At 61.0% G+C, this 22,913-nt stretch carries 21 protein-coding genes; 12 read left to right on the forward strand and 9 right to left on the reverse strand.

Annotated elements, in window-relative coordinates; all coding sequences use genetic code 11:
• Nucleotides 1–141: 141 nt before the first annotated feature.
• Both IVB26_RS12505 and IVB26_RS12510 read right to left on the reverse strand, forming a co-directional pair.
• Nucleotides 142–438, reverse strand: a complete 297-nt coding sequence (locus IVB26_RS12505) for a YciI family protein (RefSeq protein WP_247971930.1) — start codon at nt 436–438, stop codon at nt 142–144.
• A 246-nt stretch (nt 439–684) separates the two neighbouring features.
• Nucleotides 685–1,587: an SDR family NAD(P)-dependent oxidoreductase gene (locus IVB26_RS12510; RefSeq protein ID WP_247971931.1), complete on the reverse strand. Its 903-nt coding sequence runs from the start codon at nt 1,585–1,587 to the stop codon at nt 685–687.
• Nucleotides 1,588–1,910: 323 nt separating this feature from the next.
• Here IVB26_RS12510 and IVB26_RS12515 point away from each other — a divergent pair, with 323 nt between their 5' ends.
• From IVB26_RS12515 to IVB26_RS12530, 4 genes are all read left to right on the forward strand, one after another.
• Nucleotides 1,911–2,909, forward strand: a complete 999-nt coding sequence (locus IVB26_RS12515; protein ID WP_247973144.1) for a fumarylacetoacetate hydrolase family protein — start codon at nt 1,911–1,913, stop codon at nt 2,907–2,909.
• 106 nt (nt 2,910–3,015) lie between these two features.
• Nucleotides 3,016–3,795, forward strand: coding sequence for an enoyl-CoA hydratase/isomerase family protein (locus IVB26_RS12520; RefSeq protein ID WP_247971932.1), 780 nt, complete (start codon nt 3,016–3,018; stop codon nt 3,793–3,795).
• Between the two features lie 31 nt (nt 3,796–3,826).
• On the forward strand, nt 3,827–5,062 hold the full coding sequence (locus IVB26_RS12525; protein ID WP_247971933.1) for a CaiB/BaiF CoA transferase family protein: 1,236 nt from the start codon (nt 3,827–3,829) through the stop codon (nt 5,060–5,062).
• Between the two features lie 83 nt (nt 5,063–5,145).
• A complete protein-coding gene (locus IVB26_RS12530) occupies nt 5,146–5,694 on the forward strand; it encodes a winged helix-turn-helix transcriptional regulator (RefSeq protein WP_247971934.1) in 549 nt (182 codons plus the stop codon).
• On the opposite strand, the gene IVB26_RS12535 is transcribed toward IVB26_RS12530, so the two are convergent.
• From IVB26_RS12535 to IVB26_RS12545, 3 genes are read right to left on the reverse strand one after another with little or no spacing between them, the layout of a single operon-like run.
• Entirely contained in the window at nt 5,674–6,528 is an 855-nt protein-coding gene (locus IVB26_RS12535; RefSeq protein WP_247971935.1) for an FAD binding domain-containing protein, read from the reverse strand. The genes IVB26_RS12530 and IVB26_RS12535 overlap by 21 nt on opposite strands.
• Entirely contained in the window at nt 6,528–8,897 is a 2,370-nt protein-coding gene (locus tag IVB26_RS12540; RefSeq protein ID WP_247971936.1) for a xanthine dehydrogenase family protein molybdopterin-binding subunit, read from the reverse strand. Before IVB26_RS12540 ends, IVB26_RS12535 begins: the two co-directional genes overlap by 1 nt.
• Nucleotides 8,894–9,376, reverse strand: coding sequence for a (2Fe-2S)-binding protein (locus IVB26_RS12545; protein ID WP_247971937.1), 483 nt, complete (start codon nt 9,374–9,376; stop codon nt 8,894–8,896). The genes IVB26_RS12540 and IVB26_RS12545 overlap by 4 nt, the downstream gene beginning before the upstream one ends.
• 144 nt (nt 9,377–9,520) lie before the next feature.
• Here IVB26_RS12545 and IVB26_RS12550 point away from each other — a divergent pair, with 144 nt between their 5' ends.
• On the forward strand, nt 9,521–10,012 hold the full coding sequence (locus tag IVB26_RS12550) for a winged helix-turn-helix transcriptional regulator (protein ID WP_247971938.1): 492 nt from the start codon (nt 9,521–9,523) through the stop codon (nt 10,010–10,012).
• 202 nt (nt 10,013–10,214) lie between these two features.
• Here IVB26_RS12550 and grxD read toward each other — a convergent pair whose 3' ends face one another.
• A complete protein-coding gene (gene grxD / locus IVB26_RS12555; RefSeq protein ID WP_247971939.1) occupies nt 10,215–10,544 on the reverse strand; it encodes a Grx4 family monothiol glutaredoxin in 330 nt (109 codons plus the stop codon).
• A 300-nt stretch (nt 10,545–10,844) separates the two neighbouring features.
• Here grxD and IVB26_RS12560 point away from each other — a divergent pair, with 300 nt between their 5' ends.
• Both IVB26_RS12560 and IVB26_RS12565 read left to right on the forward strand, forming a co-directional pair.
• Complete coding sequence (locus IVB26_RS12560) at nt 10,845–12,542, forward strand: long-chain-fatty-acid--CoA ligase (RefSeq protein WP_247971940.1); 1,698 nt, start codon at nt 10,845–10,847, stop codon at nt 12,540–12,542.
• 145 nt (nt 12,543–12,687) lie between these two features.
• Nucleotides 12,688–13,146: a winged helix-turn-helix transcriptional regulator gene (locus IVB26_RS12565; RefSeq protein WP_247971941.1), complete on the forward strand. Its 459-nt coding sequence runs from the start codon at nt 12,688–12,690 to the stop codon at nt 13,144–13,146.
• A gap of 57 nt (nt 13,147–13,203) precedes the next feature.
• Here the strand turns inward: IVB26_RS12565 and IVB26_RS12570 are convergent, their stop codons facing one another.
• The gene (locus IVB26_RS12570) at nt 13,204–14,187 is read right to left on the reverse strand and encodes an NAD(P)H-binding protein (RefSeq protein WP_247971942.1); all 984 of its coding nucleotides are present in this window, start codon (nt 14,185–14,187) and stop codon (nt 13,204–13,206) included.
• A gap of 68 nt (nt 14,188–14,255) precedes the next feature.
• Nucleotides 14,256–15,197 carry an alpha/beta fold hydrolase gene (locus tag IVB26_RS12575; protein ID WP_247971943.1) on the reverse strand — a complete coding sequence of 314 codons (942 nt, stop codon included), beginning with the start codon at nt 15,195–15,197 and terminating at the stop codon, nt 14,256–14,258.
• 220 nt (nt 15,198–15,417) lie between these two features.
• Here IVB26_RS12575 and IVB26_RS12580 point away from each other — a divergent pair, with 220 nt between their 5' ends.
• Nucleotides 15,418–16,086: a TetR/AcrR family transcriptional regulator gene (locus tag IVB26_RS12580; protein WP_247971944.1), complete on the forward strand. Its 669-nt coding sequence runs from the start codon at nt 15,418–15,420 to the stop codon at nt 16,084–16,086.
• A 101-nt stretch (nt 16,087–16,187) separates the two neighbouring features.
• Here the strand turns inward: IVB26_RS12580 and IVB26_RS12585 are convergent, their stop codons facing one another.
• On the reverse strand, nt 16,188–17,120 hold the full coding sequence (locus IVB26_RS12585) for a LysR substrate-binding domain-containing protein (RefSeq protein WP_247971945.1): 933 nt from the start codon (nt 17,118–17,120) through the stop codon (nt 16,188–16,190).
• 206 nt (nt 17,121–17,326) lie between these two features.
• On the opposite strand from IVB26_RS12585, the gene IVB26_RS12590 reads away from it, so the two are divergent.
• The 4 genes from IVB26_RS12590 (at nt 17,327) to IVB26_RS12605 (ending at nt 22,831) form a co-directional block, all read left to right on the forward strand.
• Entirely contained in the window at nt 17,327–17,785 is a 459-nt protein-coding gene (locus IVB26_RS12590) for a (2Fe-2S)-binding protein (RefSeq protein WP_247971946.1), read from the forward strand.
• An 18-nt stretch (nt 17,786–17,803) separates the two neighbouring features.
• Complete coding sequence (locus IVB26_RS12595; protein ID WP_247971947.1) at nt 17,804–19,945, forward strand: xanthine dehydrogenase family protein molybdopterin-binding subunit; 2,142 nt, start codon at nt 17,804–17,806, stop codon at nt 19,943–19,945.
• A 65-nt stretch (nt 19,946–20,010) separates the two neighbouring features.
• Entirely contained in the window at nt 20,011–20,466 is a 456-nt protein-coding gene (locus IVB26_RS12600; protein WP_247971948.1) for a DUF2141 domain-containing protein, read from the forward strand.
• A gap of 268 nt (nt 20,467–20,734) precedes the next feature.
• On the forward strand, nt 20,735–22,831 hold the full coding sequence (locus IVB26_RS12605) for a PQQ-dependent dehydrogenase, methanol/ethanol family (protein WP_247971949.1): 2,097 nt from the start codon (nt 20,735–20,737) through the stop codon (nt 22,829–22,831).
• Nucleotides 22,832–22,913 lie beyond the last annotated feature (82 nt).

Below are 22,913 nucleotides of genomic sequence, written 5' to 3' on the forward strand. Positions count from 1 at the left end.
GTCACGCCGATCACCGGAAGAGAAGCGCGCTGCTTCTTCGGCCGATGTTGGCGCTGTACTGGAGCGCGCATCCTGCGCAAGTCCGAGAGACAAACGCCAGATTTGCGCGGTACCTGATCCTGGAGGTGATGGACGTGGCGTTCAGCCTCGAGCCGACAAATGTCGCATCGGAAAGTGCTCATAGTGCCCCGCGCCGTTCTTCACGATGGGATCCTGTGAGGTAATCGCTTCGATGCTCTCATCGTCGGCGATCTGGTAGAGTGAGACGCCATAACCGCCACTCGGATCCATGACGGGGCCGTGCGCGACGACTATTCCTTTGGCGAGCAGATCGTCCAAGAACGCGCCATGCTGCTTCATCCACTTTGCTTCGTCGGCCGTCATCGTCGCTATAAAATCGGCCCGCGGCGGAATGAACTTGCAGAGGTAAGCCTTCATGTTTGGACTCCAAGCTTTGAGGCAGTGGTGACACACCCATCGCTGCCGACCGTTGCCCGTATCCGGGCTTGGTCGTGTCGCGACTATCAAATTATAAGTCGCTAGGTAAAATATACAAACATCGGATTTGACGGGACGATCAGATTCTCGAGGGTCGGTTTCGCAAGGCGTAACTGACCCGGAGTGCCCGTTTGCACTGCTGTGCACCGGCGATGACGTACCGCGAAGGCGTTGACGCGGTGCCGCCTAACCGCCCGTCGTATAAAAGCCCGCGTGGCGCAGAACGAAATCGTAAACGCTAAGCGGTGGCTTGCCGGTGATCTTCTCGACATCCGAGGTCAACCTGTCGTATCGATTCTGCTGTTTGAGAAGAGCCATTGTCGCGAGATGGGAAAGCGCATGGGGAGGCAATCTTCCGCTATCCTCCAACTGCTTGCGCCAAGGCTCCCAGGGAACGTTGACATAAGTGATCGGACCTCCCAGGGCCTTGGAGAACTCCTCGGCAATTCCGTTCATGTCCTGTGACCGGGGTCCCGTCAGTTCGTAAATCTTGCCGATATGCGGGCCCGGGTCTTGGAGGATGGTTGCTATCACGCGCGCGACATCTTCACTCGCTATCGGCGACGTCTTCCCGTTTCCGAAGGGTAGACGAATTTGTCGATGGTCACGGATGGAACTCGCGGAAAGTCGAAGGAAAAAGGTGTCCAGGAATGCCGTGGGGCGGACATGTACGACGGGTAGTCCGGACCAATTCAATGCCTGTTCCGCGAGCCAGTGCAGCTTTTGCTGCGGACTGTCGGTCGTCGAATTGATGCTCATCTGCGATACGGTCATCTGGGAGATGTTCACGAACGCGCTTACCTTGTGGTGTTTCGCGACGGCCGCGGCGTTGACGGTCGCCTCCAGATATGAAGGTGAAACGGCCATACCGAAGTAGACCCGCTCGCAACCTTCGATCGCTCGATGCATCGCGTGCAGGTCGAGAAGATCGCCAACGACGATCTCAACCCCTAAGTTGGCCAGCTTGGCCGATCGAGCGTCCTCGCTGCGGACGAGAGCTCGTACCTTCGAGCCCCGTTCGACCAGCAGCTTGCATGCAACATGGCCGATGGTGCCAGTGGCGCCGGTGATCAAGATGGGGGACTGCATGTTTATTCCTCGCGTGGGATATGCGGGCCCGGAACCGGCCGCGAGCTTTATTTAGGGGCATATCATACCAATCCTATACGCCGGCAATGCAGGCTTCGCAACGACCCATCTTCTCGCGGCCTGCGGCAGGCATCCGCCGAGCCGATGGCTCCGCCGGCTTGGCGCTCATGTTGCTCCATCGATCGCGGCGCTCGGGTCAATGATCGCCGGGTGACGATCATGCCACACGTCCACTGCACGTCTGGCCAGATGGCTTGCAAAACAATAGCCATGCGATATGCTCAGCCTTAAGCAACGAGAATATCAGATCATGGGAGGGGCTCTTGAAACTAGCTACCTATCGGTCGAACGGGCGAAATAGGGTCGCCTTGGTTTATGGCGGCGATACACGGCTGTTCGATCTTGCTGCCGCATCCGAACGTGCCGGCAAGGCAAATCCTGCCTTCAATTCGATGCTCGAGCTCATCGACGACTGTGACGCGTCGCTCGATGCGGCGTCGGACCTGTTCCGCCGATACGGGCAGGACCAGGATCTGTCATTCGATGTTGCCGCATCCGAACTTTTGGCCCCGCTGCCGGAGCCGCGCCAAATGCGAGACGGCATGTCTTTTCCCGTTCACATCGTTCAAGCTCCGATTGGACACCTCAGGGCCCAGGCGCGAAAGGCCGGTGACGCGGTTGAACTCGCCCGCCTTCAGGCCGCCCCTCTGCCTGAATTGCCGGAAGTCTATCGCAAGCAGCCGATCTACTACATCACGAACCGCTTCAGCGTCGGAGGCCCCAACACCACTGTGAGATGGCCGCGCTATAGCCAAGTGATGGACTACGAGCTGGAGTTCGGCATCATCACCAAGAACAGGGGCGCGAACATCCCTGCAGCGAACGCGCGCGATCACATATTCGGGTTCACGATCTTCAATGATTTTTCCGCGCGCGATGCCCAGCGGGTGGAGATGGAGGGCAGGCTGGGGCCAGCCAAAGGCAAGAGCTTTGACGGCGGCAACGTGCTCGGGCCCTGGATCGTGACGCCAGATGAAATAGGCGATCCCTACAAGCTCACCATGGAAGCGCGCGTCAACGGTGAGACCCGTTCGCGAGGCACAAGCGAGGGCATGCTATTCTCGTTCGAAGAAATCATCGCGCATGTGACACGGGATGAGACGTTGATGCCGGGTGAGTTCATCGGCTCGGGTACTGTCGGCAATGGCTGTGGTCTCGAGCTTGGATGGTACCTCGAGCATTCGGATACGATCGAGCTCGAGGTCGAGAAGATCGGCGTCTTGAGAAATAGGGTCGCACGCCAGGATGCGCCTGAAAATTGAGGCTTGCAAAATGCAAGTCATGATGTGACAATCGTCTCATAGGAAAATAATGAGCCGTTACGGAGCGGCGTCGACCAGGGAGGCGGCTTTGTCTGAAGAGGCATTGGTGACGCGCGACGAGCGCGGAAATATCTCTGTATTGACCATGGTCTACCGGCCGTACAATTTGCTCGGCCCCAAATTCCTCAGTGCGATCGTTCAGCAGGTTGAGGCGGCTCAGAAGGCCGGGAGCCGTGCGATCGTCATCCGCAGCGGGTTGCGCCATTTCTCAGCCGGAGCGGATCTGGATATTTTCGAGACGCAGGTAGCGGCCGACGACGCCGAACGGAGCGGCGCGAATTTGCGGCGAACGAACGTCGACTTCCTGCGCTTTATGGAGCTGTTGCCGGTTCCGTTGATTGCGAGCATCCACGGTGTCTGCCTGGGTGGCGGGCTCGAACTCGCTTTGTCCTGCGACTACATCATCGCGGCTAGTTCGGCAAAGATCGGCTCGGTCGAGGCGACGCTGGGGCTGCATCCGTTGCTGGGCGGGATCCAGCGTCAGGTGCAGCGGATCGGCGCGCAGCGTGCCAAGGAAATGTCGATGTTGGCGCGCCGTTACGACGCACCGACGCTGGAGAAGTGGGGTCTTATCAATCTAACTGTGCCGGAGGAGTCCTTGGAGGCTGCGACGATGGCTATCGCGGAGGAGTTTGCGCAGGGCCCCACGGTCGCGCATGCCGCCACCAAGGAGCTCGCTTATATCGCAGTCAACGAGGGCGTCGCGGCCGCCGACGAAGCAATGGCGAGAGTACAGGCGCCAATTTGGGCGTCGGAGGACCTGAAGACCGGCCTTGTGTCCTATCGCAAGAATGGTCCTGGTCTCGCAAAATTCGCGGGGCGCTGACATGAGCGGCCCTCTCAGTGGAATTCGAGTCGTGGATTTCTCCCGCGTCCTGGCGGGCCCCTTGTGCGCGAGGACGCTGCAGGATCTCGGCGCCGAGGTCATCAAGATCGAACCGCCGAGCCCTGATGTCAGTCGGTTCGCGTTTCCGTCGACCGACGGCATGTCAGGCTATTACGCGCAGCAGAATGCCGGCAAACGCAACGTCAGCATCAATCTCAACGTGCCGGGGGCCTATGAGTTGGTGCTGAAGCTCTGTGACACGGCGGACGTCGTGGTCGAGAATTTCCGCGCTGGCACGCTGAATTTCTTCGGGCTCGACTACGATACGCTGTCCAAGCGAAACCCGAAATTGATCTACGCGTCCATCACCGGATATGGGCAGGGCGGCCCCTGGCGCAGCCGGATGGCGTATGCGCCGACCGTGCAGGCCGAGGCCGGCTTCACTCATAACAGTATTCGTCACTACGGCGAGGCGTTGACCGAGCCGCGCACCGACAGTCTCTCGCATGCGGACGTCTACACCGGGTTGCAGGGAGTGATCGCGATCCTCGCGGCTCTCAACAGCCGCCAGAAGACCGGGCAGGGCCAGTACGTGGACATAGCTATGGCGGCGACGCTGCTGGCGGTCAACGAGCGAGCCCACGTCGATCTGTCCGACGACGACATCGGAGCGGAGCCGGCAGTGCTGGGGGCGACCGACTGCTCGTTCTTCATCGGGCCGCAAGGCGAAGAGTTCACCGTCGCAACGAGCATCATCGGCAGCCTGACGTTTCCGTCTTGGCTGAGAGCGATGCGCCGCGTCGATCTGATCGAGGATCCACGGTTCGCCACCGCGGCCGCGCGCCGGTTGAACTTCGGTCTGCTGCACCAGATCATCCAGTCCTGGATACTGACATTCCCCGACATGGCGACGCTCGATGCGCAGTTCGACGAAGCCAAAATCGCGATGGGAGAGATCCGCTCCCTCAAGGAGCTCGCATCTTCCGAGTGGAGCGACTATTGGGGCGCGGTCCAACGGGTTCCAGATCGAAGCGGCGGGGAATACCGGTTGCCGGGACGACCGTGGCACTTTTCCGGAGACCAATTGTCGCCGATTGGAGCGCCGGCCTTCCAGGGAGAACACAATTTTGCGGTTTTCGGCGAACTCGGCATCAGCGAAGAAGAGTTGAAGCGCTTGAGCGAGGCAGGCGTTCTGGTCTCCCATAGGCGCGCTTTGGAGACCGACGCGGCCGCCAAGACGAAAACCGAGCCCGGACAGGCCGCCTGAGGAACACACGCGAAAAAGGCTCGTACTGGACATACACGAATCCCGCTCGATTTGGTATGGGCTGGGTTTGGAGGTGAAAACCTATGTCCAGTGCGAAGCAGGGCCGTCTCGCCAACAAGGAATGCTCCGTTGCGCGAGCCATGGAAATCGTCGGTGATCGTTGGTCCATCCTGATTCTGCGGGAGGCGTATTACGGCGTGAAGCGCTTCGACGAGTTCGAGATGTACGTCGGAATCGCCCCCAACATCCTGAGCGCCAGGTTGAAGAAGCTCGTAACTGCCGGTGTTATGAGGCGGGTACCTCTGCCCGAGCATTCTGGCCGATACGAGTATGTCCTCACCGACAAGGGCCGCGACTTTTTTCCGGCCTACCTTGCGTTGAAGAAATGGGGTGACGACTGGCTCGCGGAGTCAGAGGGACCGCAGGTCGTGTTTCTCGATCGCGCGGCGGGACGTCCGATTGAATATCCGGAGCTGAAAAGAGCGGACGGCAAGCCTTTGCGGCTCGAGGACGTCGAGATCGTCCCCGGCGCGGGTGCCGTGCGCTTCAATCGAACGCGATTTGGCGGCGCTTCAGGCGGCCGCAATGTCGGCAAGCCGGTCGGTGCCGTCTCAAGAGGAAAGCGCAAGTAGAGCTCGGCCGAGCTCGATCCGGATCAAGTCCGCGCGATATTCGGCCGGTGCATATCGGTCCGAGAGGCATTCGGTGATATCACCGACCATCTTGGCGGCTTCGCCGATGTTGTCCTGAGAGAGAGCCTTGCCGATCAGGAAGTCGGACGCTGCCCTGCCCACGAAGGCGTGGTTCGCTGCACCGGTGATGCCGATGGAAACGTCGGCGACGATATCGCCCTGCATTTGCACCCCTGCCGCGACCCCTACGACGGCAAACCCGCTCGCCGGATGCCGGATCTTTCGATAGGTGTAGCGCGTGCCCGGTTTTGGCCTCGGGATGCGGATAGCGGCAAGAACTTCGTCTGGCTCCAGGGCCGTCGTGAAGATATCGACGAAAAAGTCTTCCGCCGGTACGGTGCGACGTCCGGCTGCACCAGCGATTTCGATTTCCGCCCGCAGCGCCAAGACGACGGCTGGCCAGTCTGCCGCCGGGTCGGCATTCGCCAACGAACCGCCGATCGTGCCGCGGTTACGTACCTGGGGATCCGCGAGAACGTTGGCTGCCTCCCGGAAGACCGGGAATATTTGATTCAACGGCTCGGAAGCTAACAGCTCAGCGTGGGTCGTAAGCGCGCCGATCTTGACGTGGGTTTCGCCGACTTCGATCCCCTTGATTTCGGAGATGCCTCCGATGTCGATCAAAAGTTCGGGCGAAGCCAGCCGCAACTTCAGCGCTGGAAGCAGGGTATGGCCGCCGGCCAGGAGCTTCGCTCCGTCGGGATTGTCGCGCAACAGCTCGATCGCCTGGGCGAGGGAGGACGCGCGGACATAATCGAATGCAGCGGGGATCATCAGGCGGCTCCTGCGCGTGCGTTGCGTACTGCGGCCCAGATTCGTGGGGGTGTGAGCGGCATATCGAGATGTTTGATGCCGAATGGCGACAACGCATCGAGCACGGCGTGGACCATGCAGGGCGGAGCAGCGATCGAGCCGCTCTCACCGATGCCCTTCACGCCGATCGGATTGGTCGGCGACGGCGTTTCCTGAAACAAGGATCGGATGTTCGGTACGTGCTCCGCGCGCGGAACGGCATAGTCGAGCAGCGAACCGGTCAGGAGCTGGCCGTTCTCGGGGTCGTAGCTGACTTCTTCATAAAGGGCTTGAGCGATGCCCTGCACGACGCCGCCATGGATTTGGCCCGCCGCCAGAAGCGGGTTGATCAACGTCCCGACATCGTCCACCGCGACATAGTCGAGAATGTCGACCGCTCCGGTCTGGGGATCGACCTCGACATAAGCGAGGTGGACCCCTGACGGGGCGCCCATGCCGGTAGGATCATAAAAAACCGTCTCGTCGAGGCCGGGGGCCACCCCGTCGGGCAACTGATGGCCGACATATGCCATGCGCGCCACCTTGGAGAAGGTCAGCGGGGCGATATCGGTGCCGGGTACGGTGAATGCGCCCGCCGAATAGGAAACGTCCTTCTCGTCCACCTCCAACATGCCCGCGGCGATCTTCTTGGCCTTGGCGATGACCTGGTGAGCAGACACATGAACGCTCGATCCGCCGACCGCCATGGAGCGTGAGTTGAACGTGCCGTGTCCGGCTTGCACCTGGCGCGTGTCGCCCTGAACGATCTCGATATCGTCTATCGGAATTTGCAAAACGTCCGCAGCGATTTGCGAGAGCGACGTGGCATGGCCTTGCCCCTGGCTCATTGAGCCGGAGTAAATAGTGGCCCGGCCACTGGAATCAATGCTGACGCGAGCGCTTTCCCAGCCTCCGCGGTTGAACCCGCCGGGAGCCAAACGGCGTGATGGAGCCATGCCGCACATATGCGTGTAGGCAGCGACTCCAATGCCGCGGTAGATGCCGGTCCCGCGCAAGCGCTCGCATTCTTCACGGCGTCTTTCATAATCGAATGCCTCGAGCGCTTTGTCCATCAATGCGTGATAATCGCCGCTGTCGTACATCACGCCGGTGCTGCCATACGGCCGGTAAGGGAAATCCGACGAATGAAGCAGGTTCTTTCGTCGGACATCCACCTGATCGAGATTGAGATGACGCGCCACGGCATCGATGGCGCGTTCCGCGATGTAAGCTCCTTCGGGCCGGCCATAGCCGCGGTAGGCGTCTACTGGCACCGTATTGGTGACGACGACCCGGGAAAATGCTTCGTAATTGTCGATCTTGTAGGTCCCGGTTCCGAAGTTGACCGTGTTCACGGTAGGGCCGCCGGTCGCCATGTTTGACAGATAGGCTCCGACATTCCCAAGCGTACTGACTTTGAGGCCGAGTATCCTTCCATCGTTCGTGAAAGCGACCTCGATATCCTCGGTATGGGCGCGGCCGTGGCTGGTTGATTGATGGCTCTCCGAGCGGGTCTCCCACCACTTCACCGGTGCGTTCAATTCGCGAGCGAGATAGGGGCAGAGCAGATCTTCCGGGTACAGATGCATCTTGGCACCGAAGCCACCCCCGATATCGGGCGCGACCACGCGCAATTGATGTTCGGGAATGCCGACTGTCTCCGCGATCCAGCGCCGGTGCATATGAGGAACCTGGCTGCCGATATAAACCGTGAGCGTGCCGTCGGGCTCTGGCGCGGCGATGATCGCGCGCGTCTCCATGCAAGTCGGAATCAAGCGGTTATTGATGACGCGAAGACTGATGACCTGATCCGCTTCCCGATTTGCCTTGGTGTAATCGCCCCCCTTGACCTGATAGAGGGTTGTGACGTTGCCCGGTACGTTCTCGTGAAGCTGCGGCGCGCCCCGCTGGACGGCGGCCGCCTCTTCGGTCACCGCGGGCAGCACCTCGTAATCGACCTCGATCAGCCCGACTGCATCGTAGGCCTGTGCCAGTGTCTCCGCCACCACCAGCGCCACGCATTCTCCGACGAAGCGAACGCGGTCGGTCGCGATCACCGGGCGGACCGGCACCTTGCTGCCGGGAATAATCCAGTTGGGCACGATAGGACCGATCCTATCGACAAGCGCCTCGCCGGAAAGAACCAGGCGAACTCCGGGCGCCGCTTTCGCATGCGACAGATCGATGCTGCTGATCGTGGCGTGGGCGTGTGGCGATCGGAGTATCGCCATGTGCAGCATGCCCGGCAGCTTGATGTCGTCGACGTAACGGCCCCTGCCGGCGAGTAGTTTGTGGTCCTCGCGTCGCCTGAGCGGCTGGCCGACGTGTCGTTTTCCGGTCGAAATGGTCATGCCACGTCCCCCTTCGATGCGAGGCTTTCGACGGCGCGCACGATGTTATGATAGCCAGTGCACCGGCAGATGTTTCCGGCAAGACCGTGTCGTATCTCGCGCTCGCTGGGATTGGCGTTTTCTTTCAACAAATTCCGCACGCCCATGACCATACCTGGCGTGCAGAAGCCGCATTGAAGCGCGTGGTGATCTTGAAACGCCGCCTGAACACGGTCGAGACCGCCGCCGCCGGCCACGCCCTCGATCGTCGTGATGGACGTGCCATCGGCCATCACGGCGAGGACAGTGCAGGATTTCACCGCTTGTCCATCGATCTCGACGGTACAGGCGCCGCATTGAGAAGTGTCGCACCCAACATGCGTGCCGGTGAGGCCGAGATCCTCCCGGATGAGATGGACAAGCAATCTGCGCGCCTCGACGGTCACCGTCCTGCGCGAACCATTGATCTCGATTGTCACTTCATGCGGAACGGCCGGCATAATTCCTCCCGCGGTTAGTTTGATGCTTTACTTGTAGTCACTCTAATAATAATAGTGACTTTGGGCAAGAGCTTTTTGCCGTCGCTCCGAGATTTCGGATGCGGTACCTCTGTTTGTGTGATTGCTTGAATGGGCCAATGACGGATGCGATTGAAAAGCTTTGAAGGAATGGCGTGTTCTATCGCCGGCGTACTGGACGCCGTCGGAGACCGCTGGGCCTTTTTGATCCTACGTGACCTCTCGTTGGGGGTAAGCAGGTACGAGGATCTGAAGAAGTCGAGCGGCATTACCCATGCCACCCTGTCTGATCGGCTAAAACATCTCGAACGAAACGGATTGATCGAGCGTCGTCTCTATCAGACCGGACCCGATCGTTATGAGTATTTCCTGTCCATAAGAGGCTGGGACGTGGCTCTCGTGATTCAGGCGCTCGCTCAGGTCGGCGACAAATGGGCAGTGACCGGGAGCGCCGGCCCTCCACTCGAATTCATCAACAAGAGCGGGGGCAGCCGGGTGAAGCTGGCGATTGTTGATGAAGATACGGGTGCGACGGTCCGCTTGAGGGATGTTCGGCCGAAGGCCGGCCCGGGCGCCGACGACCTGGTGAGATGGCGGATATCCAAAGTCGCACCATAGCGGTCGAGCAGGCTTGTGGTTCCGGGGGCGCCAATGGAGTCGCCGGTCGTTCAATCGCGAACCAGAGGTGAGCTACGTCCTTGTAACGAGTATTGCAATCGGGCGCATGGGCGGTCAGCCCCCACAGCTGCTGGCGCCGCTGGCACCATGACAAATGAGAGGGCCCGCCAAGCAGGCGGGCCTTAGTGTTGTTGCGGCTAGCTCAGGACGAGTGCGCGACTTGCTGCTCTTGCGACAGCAATTGTTGCAATTCGCCCGACTGGAACATTTCCGTGACGATGTCACAGCCGCCGACGAATTCGCCGCGCACGTAGAGTTGCGGAATCGTCGGCCAATCCGAATACGCCTTGATTCCTTGCCGCAATTCCTCGGATTGGTAGATGTCGTGCGACTTGTACGTCACGTCCAGATGATCGAGGATCCGAACGACCTGCGCCGAAAATCCGCAGGCCGGCGAGCTCGGCGATCCCTTCATGAACAGCACGACTTCGTTTGCATTGACCTCGCTGCTTATGAAGTCTGCGATCGTCATCGGTCTTCTCCTGCCGCTGTCAGTCACCAAGTCGATACAATTCGCTGAGAACGAAAGGGCGCCCTGGCGGATACGCCCTTTACGATCAACGTGGTCAGCCGAGCGAGATCTCTCGCGGACCCGGCTTCGCTTCCCGAACGACACAGATGTCACTTGAATTTTAATAGAAAGTCAATACCGAAAAGGAACTTGGGAATTTGAAGTCCCGCGCTAATATCGTCGCTCGGACAACCGAGGCTGTGGCGCATTCGGCGGACAGATCGAGGCCACAAAGTCGGTCCGTACCAAGGGGGGTAAAACGTGGAACGGTTTTGGCTGGAGAATTATCCCGACGGCGTGCCGGCGGATATCAACGTCGATCAATTTCCGTCATTGATCGAAATGTTTGAAGCGAGCTTTGCGAAATTTGGAGACCGTAAAGCGGCCATCTGCATGGACAAGGCAGTCACCTACCGCGAGCTCGACGAGATGTCGGGTGCAATCGGCGCCTACCTGCAGAGCAAGGGCCTGGCAAAAGGAAGCCGGGTTGCGGTGATGATGCCGAACGTTCTCCAGAATCCGATTGCTGGTGCGGCGGCTTTGCGCGCGGGCTGCACGGTTGTGAACGTCAATCCTCTCTACACGCCTCGAGAGCTCGAGCATCAGTTGATCGATTCGGGCGCGGAAGCGATCTTCATACTCGAGAACTTTGCTTCGACCTTGGAAAAGGTGCTGCCAAGGACGAACGTCAAGCACATCGTCATCTGCTCGATGGGGGAGTTGCTCGGTCCAAAGGGGGTTCTCGTAAACCTTGTCGTGCGCAAGGTGAAGAAGATGGTCCCTGCCTATGCGCTTCCGGGCGCCGTCTCGTTCAAGAATGCGCTGTCGGCAGGCCGGAAGATGAAGTTGAAGAGGCCTGATATCGGCCCAGACGACGTTGCCTTCCTGCAATACACCGGAGGCACCACCGGCGTCTCGAAAGGAGCGACCTTGCTCCATCGCAATTTGGTGGCCAACGTCCTTCAAATTCATGCCTGGAGCGAGCCTGCTTTCCGCAGTGTTCCCGCAGGCGAACCTTTGCTGACGGTGTGCGCGCTGCCGCTGTATCATATCTTCGCGCTTACCGTTTGCTTCTTGGTCTCGGTGCGGATCGGCGGTGCCAATCTTCTGATCGTAAACCCGCGGGATATCGATGGCTTCGTCAAGGAGCTCCGCAAATACAGGATTCACAGTTTTCCGGCCGTCAACACGCTGTTCAATGGGCTCCTGCGCCATCCCGACTTCAAGAACGTGGATTTTTCGCAGTTGCGGATGGCGATCGGTGGAGGAATGGCAACTCAAAAGGCCGTGGCGGACAAGTGGCTTGCGGTGACGGGCAGTGTCCTTTCCGAGGGCTACGGTCTGTCCGAGACCTCACCGACGCTGACGGCCACGCTGCCGACCATGACGGAGTTTTCCGGCACGATCGGCTTGCCGCTTCCATCGACCTATATCTCGATCCGCGACGATGAAGGAATCGAACTCCCGATCGGAGAAGCCGGCGAGATCTGCGGAAAAGGCCCACAGGTGATGTCCGGCTACTGGAACAGGCCTGATGAGACTGCCCGGGTGATGACCGCCGACGGGTTCTTCCGAACGGGTGACATCGGCGTCATGTCGGCCGACGGATTCACAAAGATAGTGGACCGCAAGAAGGACATGATCATCGTTTCGGGCTTCAATGTTTATCCGAACGAAGTGGAAGCGGTCATCTCGAGTCACCCAGGGGTGCTGGAGTGCGCCGCAATCGGCGTGCCGGACGCGAAATCCACCGAGGCGGTGAAAGTCTTTGTTGTTCGTGCCGACCCTCAGCTGACCGCGGAGGAACTCGTCAGTTTTGCCGGGACCCAGTTGACGCCATACAAGGTTCCGAAGCTGATCGAGTTCAGGTCTGAACTTCCTAAAAGCAATGTCGGGAAGATCTTGCGTCGCGAGCTGAGGAGTGAAGCGCAAGTAGGCGGCGGGCCGCAGGCTTCATGAGAGCCGGGCGGAGAACTTCACGTCACCAGCAGGACGAAGATCGATCGACGGGCGCGGGAGGTGTTGCAAGCGCACATTGGCGTAGTTTCAATTCCAGGAATATTGACTATATTTAGACAAGATAAGGACTTTAGGACCCATTTGGATGGCAAGAAATAGCCTCGACGTAACTTGTCCGGTAGCCCGTACGCTCGACATCGTCGGCGCGCGGTGGACGCTCCTCATCATCAGGGACTTGCTTCCTGGCACCATGCGCTTTCAGGATCTTCAAGAGCGTCTGCCCCGCATGGCTCCAAATGTGCTCTCCGATCGCTTAAAGATCCTTGAGGAACACGGCCTCGTGAGCCGCGAGTTCTACAGCGATCACCCTCCCAGAGCTGCCTATACCTTGACGGATCCGGGCCGCGAGCTCGGCGTCATCGTATTGGCTCTTGGTCGGTGGGGCCTGCGCCACCTCGGCGGGAAATTGAATCCCGGCCTGCAGCACGATGAGTGCTTCCGGCACCTGCAGCAAGCCTCAGAGGCCTTGATCCGCCGTCCGGTGCAACGAGTGAAATCCGGAGGCAAGTCGACGGCGAAGGGAGCGAGAGACGCAAGGAACTGAGCCGCGAGCCACCATGCGAGCGGTTCGGGATGTCGCTTCAGAAAGCATTTGTCTCGATCAGACTTTACCGGCGGCTTCGAGGAGCCGGGGCGATCGCTCCAAGGCCCATCTGAAGCTCTTCGGAGCGCGTCCGAGCAGATGTTCGAGCTCGCCGGTGACGGCCTCATACCGTCCACTTGCGGCCAGACGGGTGATAGTCCTTAGGTGCTCCGCGGTGTGCGGAACGCGAGTTGCCAGTGCTCCATTGATGTAGGCCTCGATCCAGGCGTTCAGATCCTGAGGAACGTAGGAAACGGGTCTTCCCAACGTCGCGGCGTAGTCCTCGGCGAAGCCCTGCATGTCCTTCGCCTCCGGGCCTGTGAGCTCGTAGGTTTTCGATACGTGCGCCGACGGATCGATGAGGATCTTGGTGCAGACCTCGGCAACGTCGTAGGCGGCAATCGGGGCGATCTTGTGCTTGCCGAAGGGGAGGTGAAGCTCGCCCGCACTCAGCAACTGCTTGAGCGGAAACCAGGCAAGAATTGGATTTTCAACGAACATTGTTGCTCGGATATTGACGACCGGCAGGCCGGACCAATTCAGAGCCTGTTCGGAGGCCCAATGGGCTCTCTGCTGCGGCGACCAGTCGGTGACAAGTCCTCCCAACCACTCCCGCCGTGCCTCATAAGGGGCCGTCATCCGCGTGAAGTCCATATAGGACTGCTCGAACTCGGAAATGTTGAGAAAAACCTCGAGGTCGCCTTGGGCTCGCGCGGCGGCTGCCATCAAGATCGTTGCGTCGGTGTAATAGGGGTTCAAGCTCATGCTGAAGTAGACCCGGCGACAGCCCTTCAGGGCCGCCGCAACATCAGCGACGTTGAGTAGATCCCCCACGAATATCTCGGCGCCGAGCTTTCGAAGCGCTTGTGCCCTCTCGTCGTCTTTACGTACGAAGGCACGCACCGGATGCTTCTTCTCGATGAGCATGTTGATCATCGTCTTGCTGATGGAGCCCACGTCTCCGCCGGCGCCGGTAATCAAGATGGGACACGGTTTGGACATCGCATCTTCCTATTGGAGGACCTGACTGGGTTTGAACGGAAAGGCGGGCCGCGCGGCGCGCCTTGCCATCAGCTCTTGAGGAAAGGCAAGATGTGGCTCAAAACGGCCTCGGGCTTTTCGAGATGCAGGAAATGGCCGACGCCGGGTATCACGACGCGTTCGAAGCCTTTCGTGAACGCTGCAGCCATGTCGTCGCTGAGCCGCGCTGACATGCAGCCGTCCTCCTCCCCGTGTAGATAAAGAGTTGGGACGGCAATCGGGCCGTTCGCGCGAGCTTCGAGGGCCTGCGCTTCCGCTTCGGGCGGCGGGGTAAACAATTGCCTGTAGTAGGCGAGCGTCTGGGGCACGACTCCGGGTTGTCTGAACGTTTCGATCAGCGCCATGCGATCCGAAGCCGGCATCGTGTAGCCGGGCGACCACTCCCGCCAAAGTCGATCGAGGAAAGCGAAGTTGTTGAGCTGAACGGCCGGTTCGGCAAAACGCGTGTGGAAGAAGAACATGTACCAGCTTCGTCGCTGTTGGTCGCCGTCGGCCAGGAACGCCTGCGACAAGCCTTTCCCGTAGGGGACCGCCAGCCCTACAAGCTTGCGGATCCGCGACGCATCGAGACTTGCCGCGGAATAGGCCGCCCGTGCCCCAAAATCGTGACCGATGACATAAGCCTGTTCCACGCCCAAAGCTTCGATGAGGGCGAGCACGTCCTGCCCGATGGCCGCGGCACGGTAGGATCCGTCGGGTGCAGCGCCACCGGCCCAGAAACCGCGCAGCGCCGGAGCAACGGCCCGATATCCCTCCTGCGCGAGACGGCCGAGGACGTGACCCCAGCTTTGCGAATGATCGGGAAAGCCGTGCAGGCATAGCACCAGCGGGCCGTCGCCGACTTCGAGGACTGGAAAGTCCAGTCCGTTGGCCCGAACCACCCGCTTGCGGATCTCGTTCGACCCAAAGTTCCGGCCCATCTGCAGCGGAGCACCGGCGCGATCGGGCGAAGGCGCAGCAGTCTTTGTCATTGCGAGGTCCTCGTGAATTCTGGATGATGACTATCATCCAGAGCCGGAGGTGCGTAATTCATTGTTGAATAGGTGTGGCAGCAGCTTTGCCGTGTTGGGCTGCACTGGGTTGAATTACGGTGAGCCGGGTGGCGATTGGACCAGCGGACGGCCGCACACTGGGCGCGGGGATGTGGTCGCGAATTTCGATCGGCCAATCGCTCGTTGATGGCGAGACATTATGCGCTACGAGAAAGGTCATGGAGCCGGAACGTCGGCCCGTATCGTTGAATGCGCTTCGGCGCGCATTCGCGAGCGGGGGATTGAAAGCATCAAGGTCGCCGGGCTCATGAAGTCTGCCGGTCTGACCCACGGCGGCTTCTATCTCCATTTCAAATCTCGTCGTGATCTGATCGAAAGAGCTTTCGCCCGGGCCATGGACGGATCGGTGGAGCAATGGCGGAAGCTGGCGGATCGCTCAAGTCGGGACGAACGGCTTTTGGGCATCGTCGACTACTACCTCACGGATCGGCATCGTAACGCTGTCGCGAATGGTTGCGCGCTTCCCTCGCTCGGTGCCGAAGCCTCGCGAGCCGGTGTTGGCATCAAAAGGACGTTTTCAAGCGGCCTGAGAGAGATAATCGACCTCCTGTCGGAGGACGCGAACGGCCCGTCGAAGCGAGAAGCGATTGCCATCGTATCCGAGATCGTGGGTGCCTTGCTGTTGGCCCGGGCGGTGGATCATCCGGAATTCTCATCGGAAATAATGAGCGTGGCCCGCGAGTATGTCCTGGGCGGCGACCCGCAGGTCCTCGGAATCGCGAAAGCGCCGCGCAAATTGCCGGCGCGGACGAAGCGTGCGAATGCGAAGAGGCCGCAGAAGCGCGAAAAATCCAAGCATCTTCCGTGAAGAAGACCCACAAGGCCTGTGTTGCGGAATCAGCGAACTCGTCATTGTGCAATACGCCGGATAGCGGACTTGGACAGAACTCGCTCAAGAACCTCGATTGTTTAAACGCCCAACTTCCTTGAATCAGTCTCCAGGGCCTTGGACACCACCTTCAGCCATTTGTGGACGGCCTTGATCTTCTCGGACGAGCCGTCGACCCCCCGATGGGTGAAGTAGAAGTCCCTCAGCGGCATGCCTTTCGAGCCCCATTGTGCCATGACTGTCAGGGCGCCGCTGTTGACCAGCGGGGCGATCAGGGGAAAAGGCGCCAGCACGACGCCCATCGATGACCTGGCCATCTGTATGGCCGTCAAAAGGCTGTCGCCGACCAAGTCCGGTTCCTTAGTGGCGACCTGTGGTTCGTACTCCTCGAACCATCTTGGCCAAAGTTCTGGCGCCGTGGCGACCTTTATCAATGGCAGCTTCGTCAAGTCTTCCGGGTGCTGAATTGGGGCGAAGCGATCCAATAGCTTCGAGTCCGCGCATGGGGCAGCGCGCGACCTGAGCAGCCTGTGATAGGTCAGGCTGCCGAAGGGCGGCTCGCCGAATTGGACCGCGGCATCGATGTTGTCCCTCTCGAAATCGGCCAGTGTATTCTTGGCCTCCAGTCTCAAATCAAGCCCCGGATTATCGATGCGGAATCTCTCAAGGTGAGGGAGCGCAGCAAGCATCGCGAACGTAGGGGTTACGCTAACCCGGACGATAGGACCCCGCTTTCTATCCTCCAAGAGGTCGCTTGCGCGAAACAATTCGTTGAAGGCGCTCAGGACGGCGCTGGCATAGATCGCCCCGTTTTCAGTGAGTTCGATGTTCCGGCCGTTGCGCTGAACCAGTTGAATCCCGAAGTGCGCTTCGAGCGTGCGAATTTGGTGCGTGATCGCGGACGGCGTGAGATTCAGACTTTCGGAAGCAAGTTTCACGCTGCCTGAGCGTGCAAGAGCTTCGAATGCGCGCAGGCTTGCCAAGGGGGGGAGAGGTGATGGTGCATTCGACATTTTGTCGTGAGCCTGGTTCAACGATCCGCAATCGAATTCAGTTGTGTTCCACTTGCTTTGCTTCCAGCTTAGCGGAAGCAAGCGACGCTCCATAGCGCAATTTAGATTCAAGTACAGGGTCGTTGTGCCCGAACCCGAACAGCTCGGCATAGCGCCGTCAACTTGGGCGCTTAGAAACAGGGAGAAAGCTTGGTGAGTTCGTGAGCGTGAAATTCAATCTCAATGGCAAAGCCGTTTCGGCCAGCGCCGAACCCGACACCCCTTTGCTGTGGGTCATTCGTGACGAGATCGGCCTGACCGGCACCAAGTTCGGCTGCGGCATGGCCTTGTGCGGCGCCTGCACGGTGCACCTCGACGGTCAGCCGGTGCGTTCCTGCCAGACGCCGTTGTCGGCCGTGCTGGGCAAGCGGGTGGCCACCGTGGAGAGCCTGTCGCCTGACAACAGCCATCCGTTGCAAACAGCCTGGATCAAGCACGACGTGCCGCAGTGCGGCTACTGCCAGTCAGGGCAACTCATGAGCGCCGCGGCGCTGCTGGCCCACAACAAGAACCCGAGCGACGTCGACATCGACGAGGCTATGAGCGGCAACATCTGCCGTTGCGGCACTTATCCGCGCGTGAAGGCCGCCATCAAGGACGCAGCCATCATGATGCGCAAAGGCTGAGTCTTCCGGGGAAAACGAATGAACAACTTCACCGAACCCTCACGCCGCGATTTCCTGAGAACTTCGGCCGTCGCCAGCGGCCTGCTGCTGTGTGTCAGTCTTCCGAGTCCGCTCGATGCCAAAGCCACCGGAAACGTGCACACACTTAATGCTTGGGTGCACATCGCCGACGACAACAGCATCACCCTCATCACCGCCCGCTCCGAGATGGGCCAGGGTGTCTACACCGCGCTGCCCATGCTGCTGGCCGAAGAGCTCGGTGTCGACCTCGCCAGCATCAAGGTGGAGGTCGCTCCGCCCAACGCCAAGGCTTACGGCAACGCGCTGGTGGGCGGCCTGCAGCTGACGGGCGGCTCCACGTCGGTGCGCGACGGCTGGGATCGCCTGCGTATCGCGGGCGCGCAGGCGCGCGAGATGCTCGCCGGCGCGGCGGCCGCGCGCTGGAAGGTGACGCGCGATCAGGTCCGGCCGGGCAATGGCTTCGTCACGGGCCCCGGGGGGCGCAAGGCGAGTTTCGGCGAGCTCGCGGCTGCAGCGGCCACGATGCCGCTACCGGAGAAGCCGCCGCTGAAGGACCCCAAGGACTTTCGTCTCGTCGGCAAAAGCACGCGGCGGCTGGACACGCCGGCCAAGGTCAACGGCACGGCCCGCTTCGGGATCGACGTCAAGCTGCCCGGCATGCTTTACGCGGCGCTCGAGCAATGCCCGGTGATCGGCGGCACTGTCAAGACCGTGGACTCGGCCAAGGCCAAAGGCATGCCTGGCGTGGTGGACGTGGTGCAGATCCCCGACGGCGTCGCGGTGGTGGCCGACAGTTGGTGGCGCGCCAACCAGGCCCGCAAGGCCCTGGTCATCGAGTGGGACGAGGGCGCGGGCGCCGCGCTCGACCACAATTCCATGCTGGCCGGCACCCGGGCGGCTTTGGACAGCGGCACGCCGAAACTGTTCAAGGCGAATGGCGACGCCAATGCCGTGATCGCCGCCTCATCGCGGGTGGTGCGCGCTGAGTACGTGAGCCACCTGCTGTCGCATGCGGCGCTGGAGCCGATGAACTTCACTGCGCATTACAACAACGGGCGCGTTCACCTGATCGGCCCCACGCAGTGGCAAGATTTGACGCAGACTGCGGTGGCCAAGGCCTTGGGTATCAAACCCGAGGACGTCACCTTGGAGACCACCTTCCTCGGGGGCTCCTTCGGCCGTCGCCAGGAAGTGGACTTCGTCGTTCAGGCCGCGCAGATCTCCAAGGCCGTGGGCAAGCCGGTCAAGCTGCTGTGGTCGCGCGAGGACGACATGACCCACGACTTCTACCGGCCGCAGGCGGTGCACCGCGTCGCTGCCGCGCTGGGGTCGGACGGCAAGCCGACGGCCATGACCTTTCGCATGGCTTCCCAGTCTGTCGGCATCCGCGTATTCGGCATCCCGCTCAAGGTTCAGGACCCGACGATGACCGAATCGGCCGTCGCGCCCTACGAAATTGCGGCGACGCGCCACGACGTGGTCAAGCACGACGCGGGGTTGCGGGTGGGCTATTGGCGCTCGGTCAGCAACCCGCTCAACGTGTTTGCCAACGAGTGCTTCATCGACGAGCTTGCCAAGGAGGCCGGCCAAGACCCTTACGCGTACCGCCTGTCATTGCTGGGCAACCAGCCGCGCTTTGTCGAGGTGCTGAAACTGGCAGCCGAAAAATCGGGCTGGGGCAAGCCGCTGCCCGCCGGCCGGGCCCGTGGCATCGCCCTGATGGAAGCCTATAACACCTACATGGCCCAGGTGGCCGAGATCAGCCTGGACGACCAGGGCGCAGTCAAGGTGCACCGAGTCGTCGTGGCGGCCGACCTGGGCCGCATGGTCAACCCCGACACGGTGGAGGCGCAGATCCAGTCCAGCGTGATCTTCGGCATGGGCGCGGCGCTGTCGCAGGAGATCACCTTGGAAAAGGGCCGGGTGCAGCAGACCAACTTCCACGAGTTCCCGGTCGTGCGCATGAATGAAGTGCCGGCGATCGACATCGTGCTGGTCGACAGTACCGAGGCGCCCGGCGGCATCGGCGAGCCGGCCACGGCCGTGATCATGCCGGCCCTTGCCAACGCGGTCGCCGCGCTCACCTCCAAGCGGCTGCGCAAACTGCCGATGACTGCCGAGGCCATAAAGATGGCTTGAGACTACGAATTTCCCTGAGCTCGTTTTCGAGGCAATACACACCCTTAACTTTAAGGATCTCTCACATGTTCTCAAACACCTCGCACTCGTTGCTCCTTCGTGCATCCCTGCTCGCCGCGTTCGCGGCCACACCGATGCTGGCATCGTCGGCCTGGGCCGGTGATCTGATCATCAAGGTCAAAGGCGCGGAGGCGCCTTACGGCAAGGTTGGCTGCTGGCTGTACAGCAGCAGCGAGGGATACCCCATGAACCCCAAAACCACCAAGGCGATCGTCTGGGTGCCGGCCGCAGCCGAAGTCACGTGTCGCTTCCCAGACGTTGCCCCCGGCCGCTATGCGGCTTCCATCATGCATGACGTGAACAACAACCAAATGATGGACGTCAGCCCCGTCGGCCAGCCCACCGAGCAGTGGGCGATATCGACCAACGTGCGGCCCCCGATGCGAGTGCCGACCTTCGAGGACGGTGCCTTCACGATGCCGGCCACGGACCTGACGCTCAATGTCGAAGTAGACATGTAAGCAAGGCGGGTTGTGACTTTGTACCAGCGGCCCTGCGCGGGCCGCTGGCAAAATCCAGGGTTTGCAGCTGAATCGTCATGCGCGGACATGGGCGGCGTTTTTGGGCAAGGGCTTGCGCTGCTCCGGCATCGTCGCGGCCCAGCAAACACCCCCAGACCTTTCGGCTTCGGCGTTGAGCCAGCGTAGGCTCGGCGAAAGACCGCGAGCGATCAGTTCAAAATTCAGCGGGTGACCACCACACCCGACAAAAAACATAGGAGAGGATTCCATGAAAACCGCATTCGCGCAGCGGACGGCCGCGGCGTTGTTGGCCGTGCTTGCGCTGACCGCCCACACCGCGGCGCTGTCGGCCGATAAACCGGCGGGCAAGGTCGATGGCACATTCATCCGCGCCAATGCACTCACGACAACCGAGTGGCCGAGCCACGGTCTGGACTACGCGGAGACACGCTTCTCACGCCTGGATCGGATCAACACCTCCAACGTGAAAGACTTGGGCTTGGTGTGGTCGTACGACCTGGAGTCCACGCGCGGCGTGGAGGCCACGCCCCTGGTGGTGGATGGCGTCATGTACGTCACGGCATCGTGGAGCGTGGTGCACGCGGTGGACGTGCGCACCGGCAAGCGCCTGTGGACCTACGATCCGCAGGTGAAGCGCGACGAGGGCTACAAGGGTTGCTGCGACGTGGTCAACCGCGGCGTGGCGCTCTGGCAAGGCAAGGTGTTCGTGGCGTCCTTCGACGGTCGGCTGATCGCGCTGGATGCGAGCACGGGCGGCAAGGTCTGGGAGCAGGACACCATTGCCGATCACAAGTTCAGCTACACCATCACCGGCGCTCCGCGCGTGTTCAACGGCAAGGTGATCATCGGCAACGGCGGTGCCGAGATGGGCGCCCGAGCCTACATCACCGCGTACGACGCGAACACCGGCGAACAGAAGTGGCGCTGGTTCATCGTGCCCGGCGACCCGAGCAAGCCTTTCGAGGACGAGTCGATGGCGAAGGCCGCCAAGACGTGGGACCCGGCGGGAAAGTGGTGGGAGTTCGGCGGCGGCGGCAATGCCTGGGACACGATGACTTTCGATCCCGAACTGAACTTGATGTACGTGGGCACCGGCAGCGGTACGCCGTGGGCGCAGAGCCAGCGCAGCCCCGCGGGCGGCGACAACCTGTACATTGCCTCCATCGTGGCGCTCAACCCGGACACCGGCCAGTACGTCTGGCACTACCAGGAAACGCCGGGCGAAAGCTGGGACTTCGACTCCACGCCGCCGATGATCTTGGCCGATATCACGATCGCCGGCAAGCCGCGCAAGGTGATCCTGCATGCACCGAAGAGCGGCTTCTTCTTCGTGATCGACCGCACTAACGGCGAGTTCATCTCCGCCAAGAACTTCGTCGATGCGAACTGGGCCACGGGCTACGACGACAAGGGCCGGCCGATCGAGACCGCCATCGCCCGCAAGGGCGACCGGCCGCGCGAGATCACCCCCAGCGCGCACGGCGCGCGCGGCTTCCATTCGATGTCGTTCAACCCCTCCACGGGCCTAGTGTACATGCCGGTGCAGTCCATACCTCTCACGCTGATGGACGACAAGGACTGGAAGTTCAACAAGAGCACCCCGAGCCAGATACAGAGCGGCACGGGCTGGAATCTGGCCACGTTCATCAACGCGAAGCAGCCCAAAGGCCCGACCCTCGGCAGACTTGTCGCCTGGGACCCTGTGCAACAGAAGGCCGCCTGGACGCATGAGCACTCGGCGCCCTGGAACGGCGGCACCCTCGCCACTGCGGGCAACCTGGTGTTCGAGGGCACCGCGGATGGCCGCCTCATGGCCTTCGACGCGCGCGATGGCAAAGTGCTTTGGGAGACGCCCATCGGCGGCGGCGTGGTGGCGGCGCCCGTGAGCTATGTGGTGAACGGCCAGCAGTACGTTTCCATCGCGGTGGGCTGGGGTGGCACGTACGGGCTATCCGCGGGTCACAGCGAAAAGCGGGCGCCGGGCACCGTGTACACCTTCGCCGTGGGCGGCAAGGCGCCTCTGCCCGACTTTCCCGCCCATCGCCTGGGTGAGCTGGTCGCCGGCGTCAAGTACAACCTCGCCGACGTGGCGCCCGGCCTCGGGCTGTACCTGAGCAACTGCCTGCTGTGTCACGGCGAGCCCGGCAAGGAGCATCTTGGCGGCAACCTGCCCAGCTTGGTCTATTTGGACAAGGCCTACATCGAGAATCTGGAAAAGTTCGTCTTCAAGGGGCCGGCCATGTCGCGCGGCATGCCCGATTTCACCGGCAAGCTCAGCGCAGACGATGTGGAGAAGCTAAAGGCCTTCATCCAGAGCACGGCCGATGCGATGCGCGGCAAGTAGTGCTCCCTTCGAAGCGGCCCTGCGGGCCGCTTCAGGCAGCGGGTTCGACCTATCTTCCGCCGCGCGAGCCGGCCATCTTGGG

Source organism: Bradyrhizobium sp. 195, from assembly GCF_023101665.1.
GTDB lineage: Bacteria > Pseudomonadota > Alphaproteobacteria > Rhizobiales > Xanthobacteraceae > Bradyrhizobium.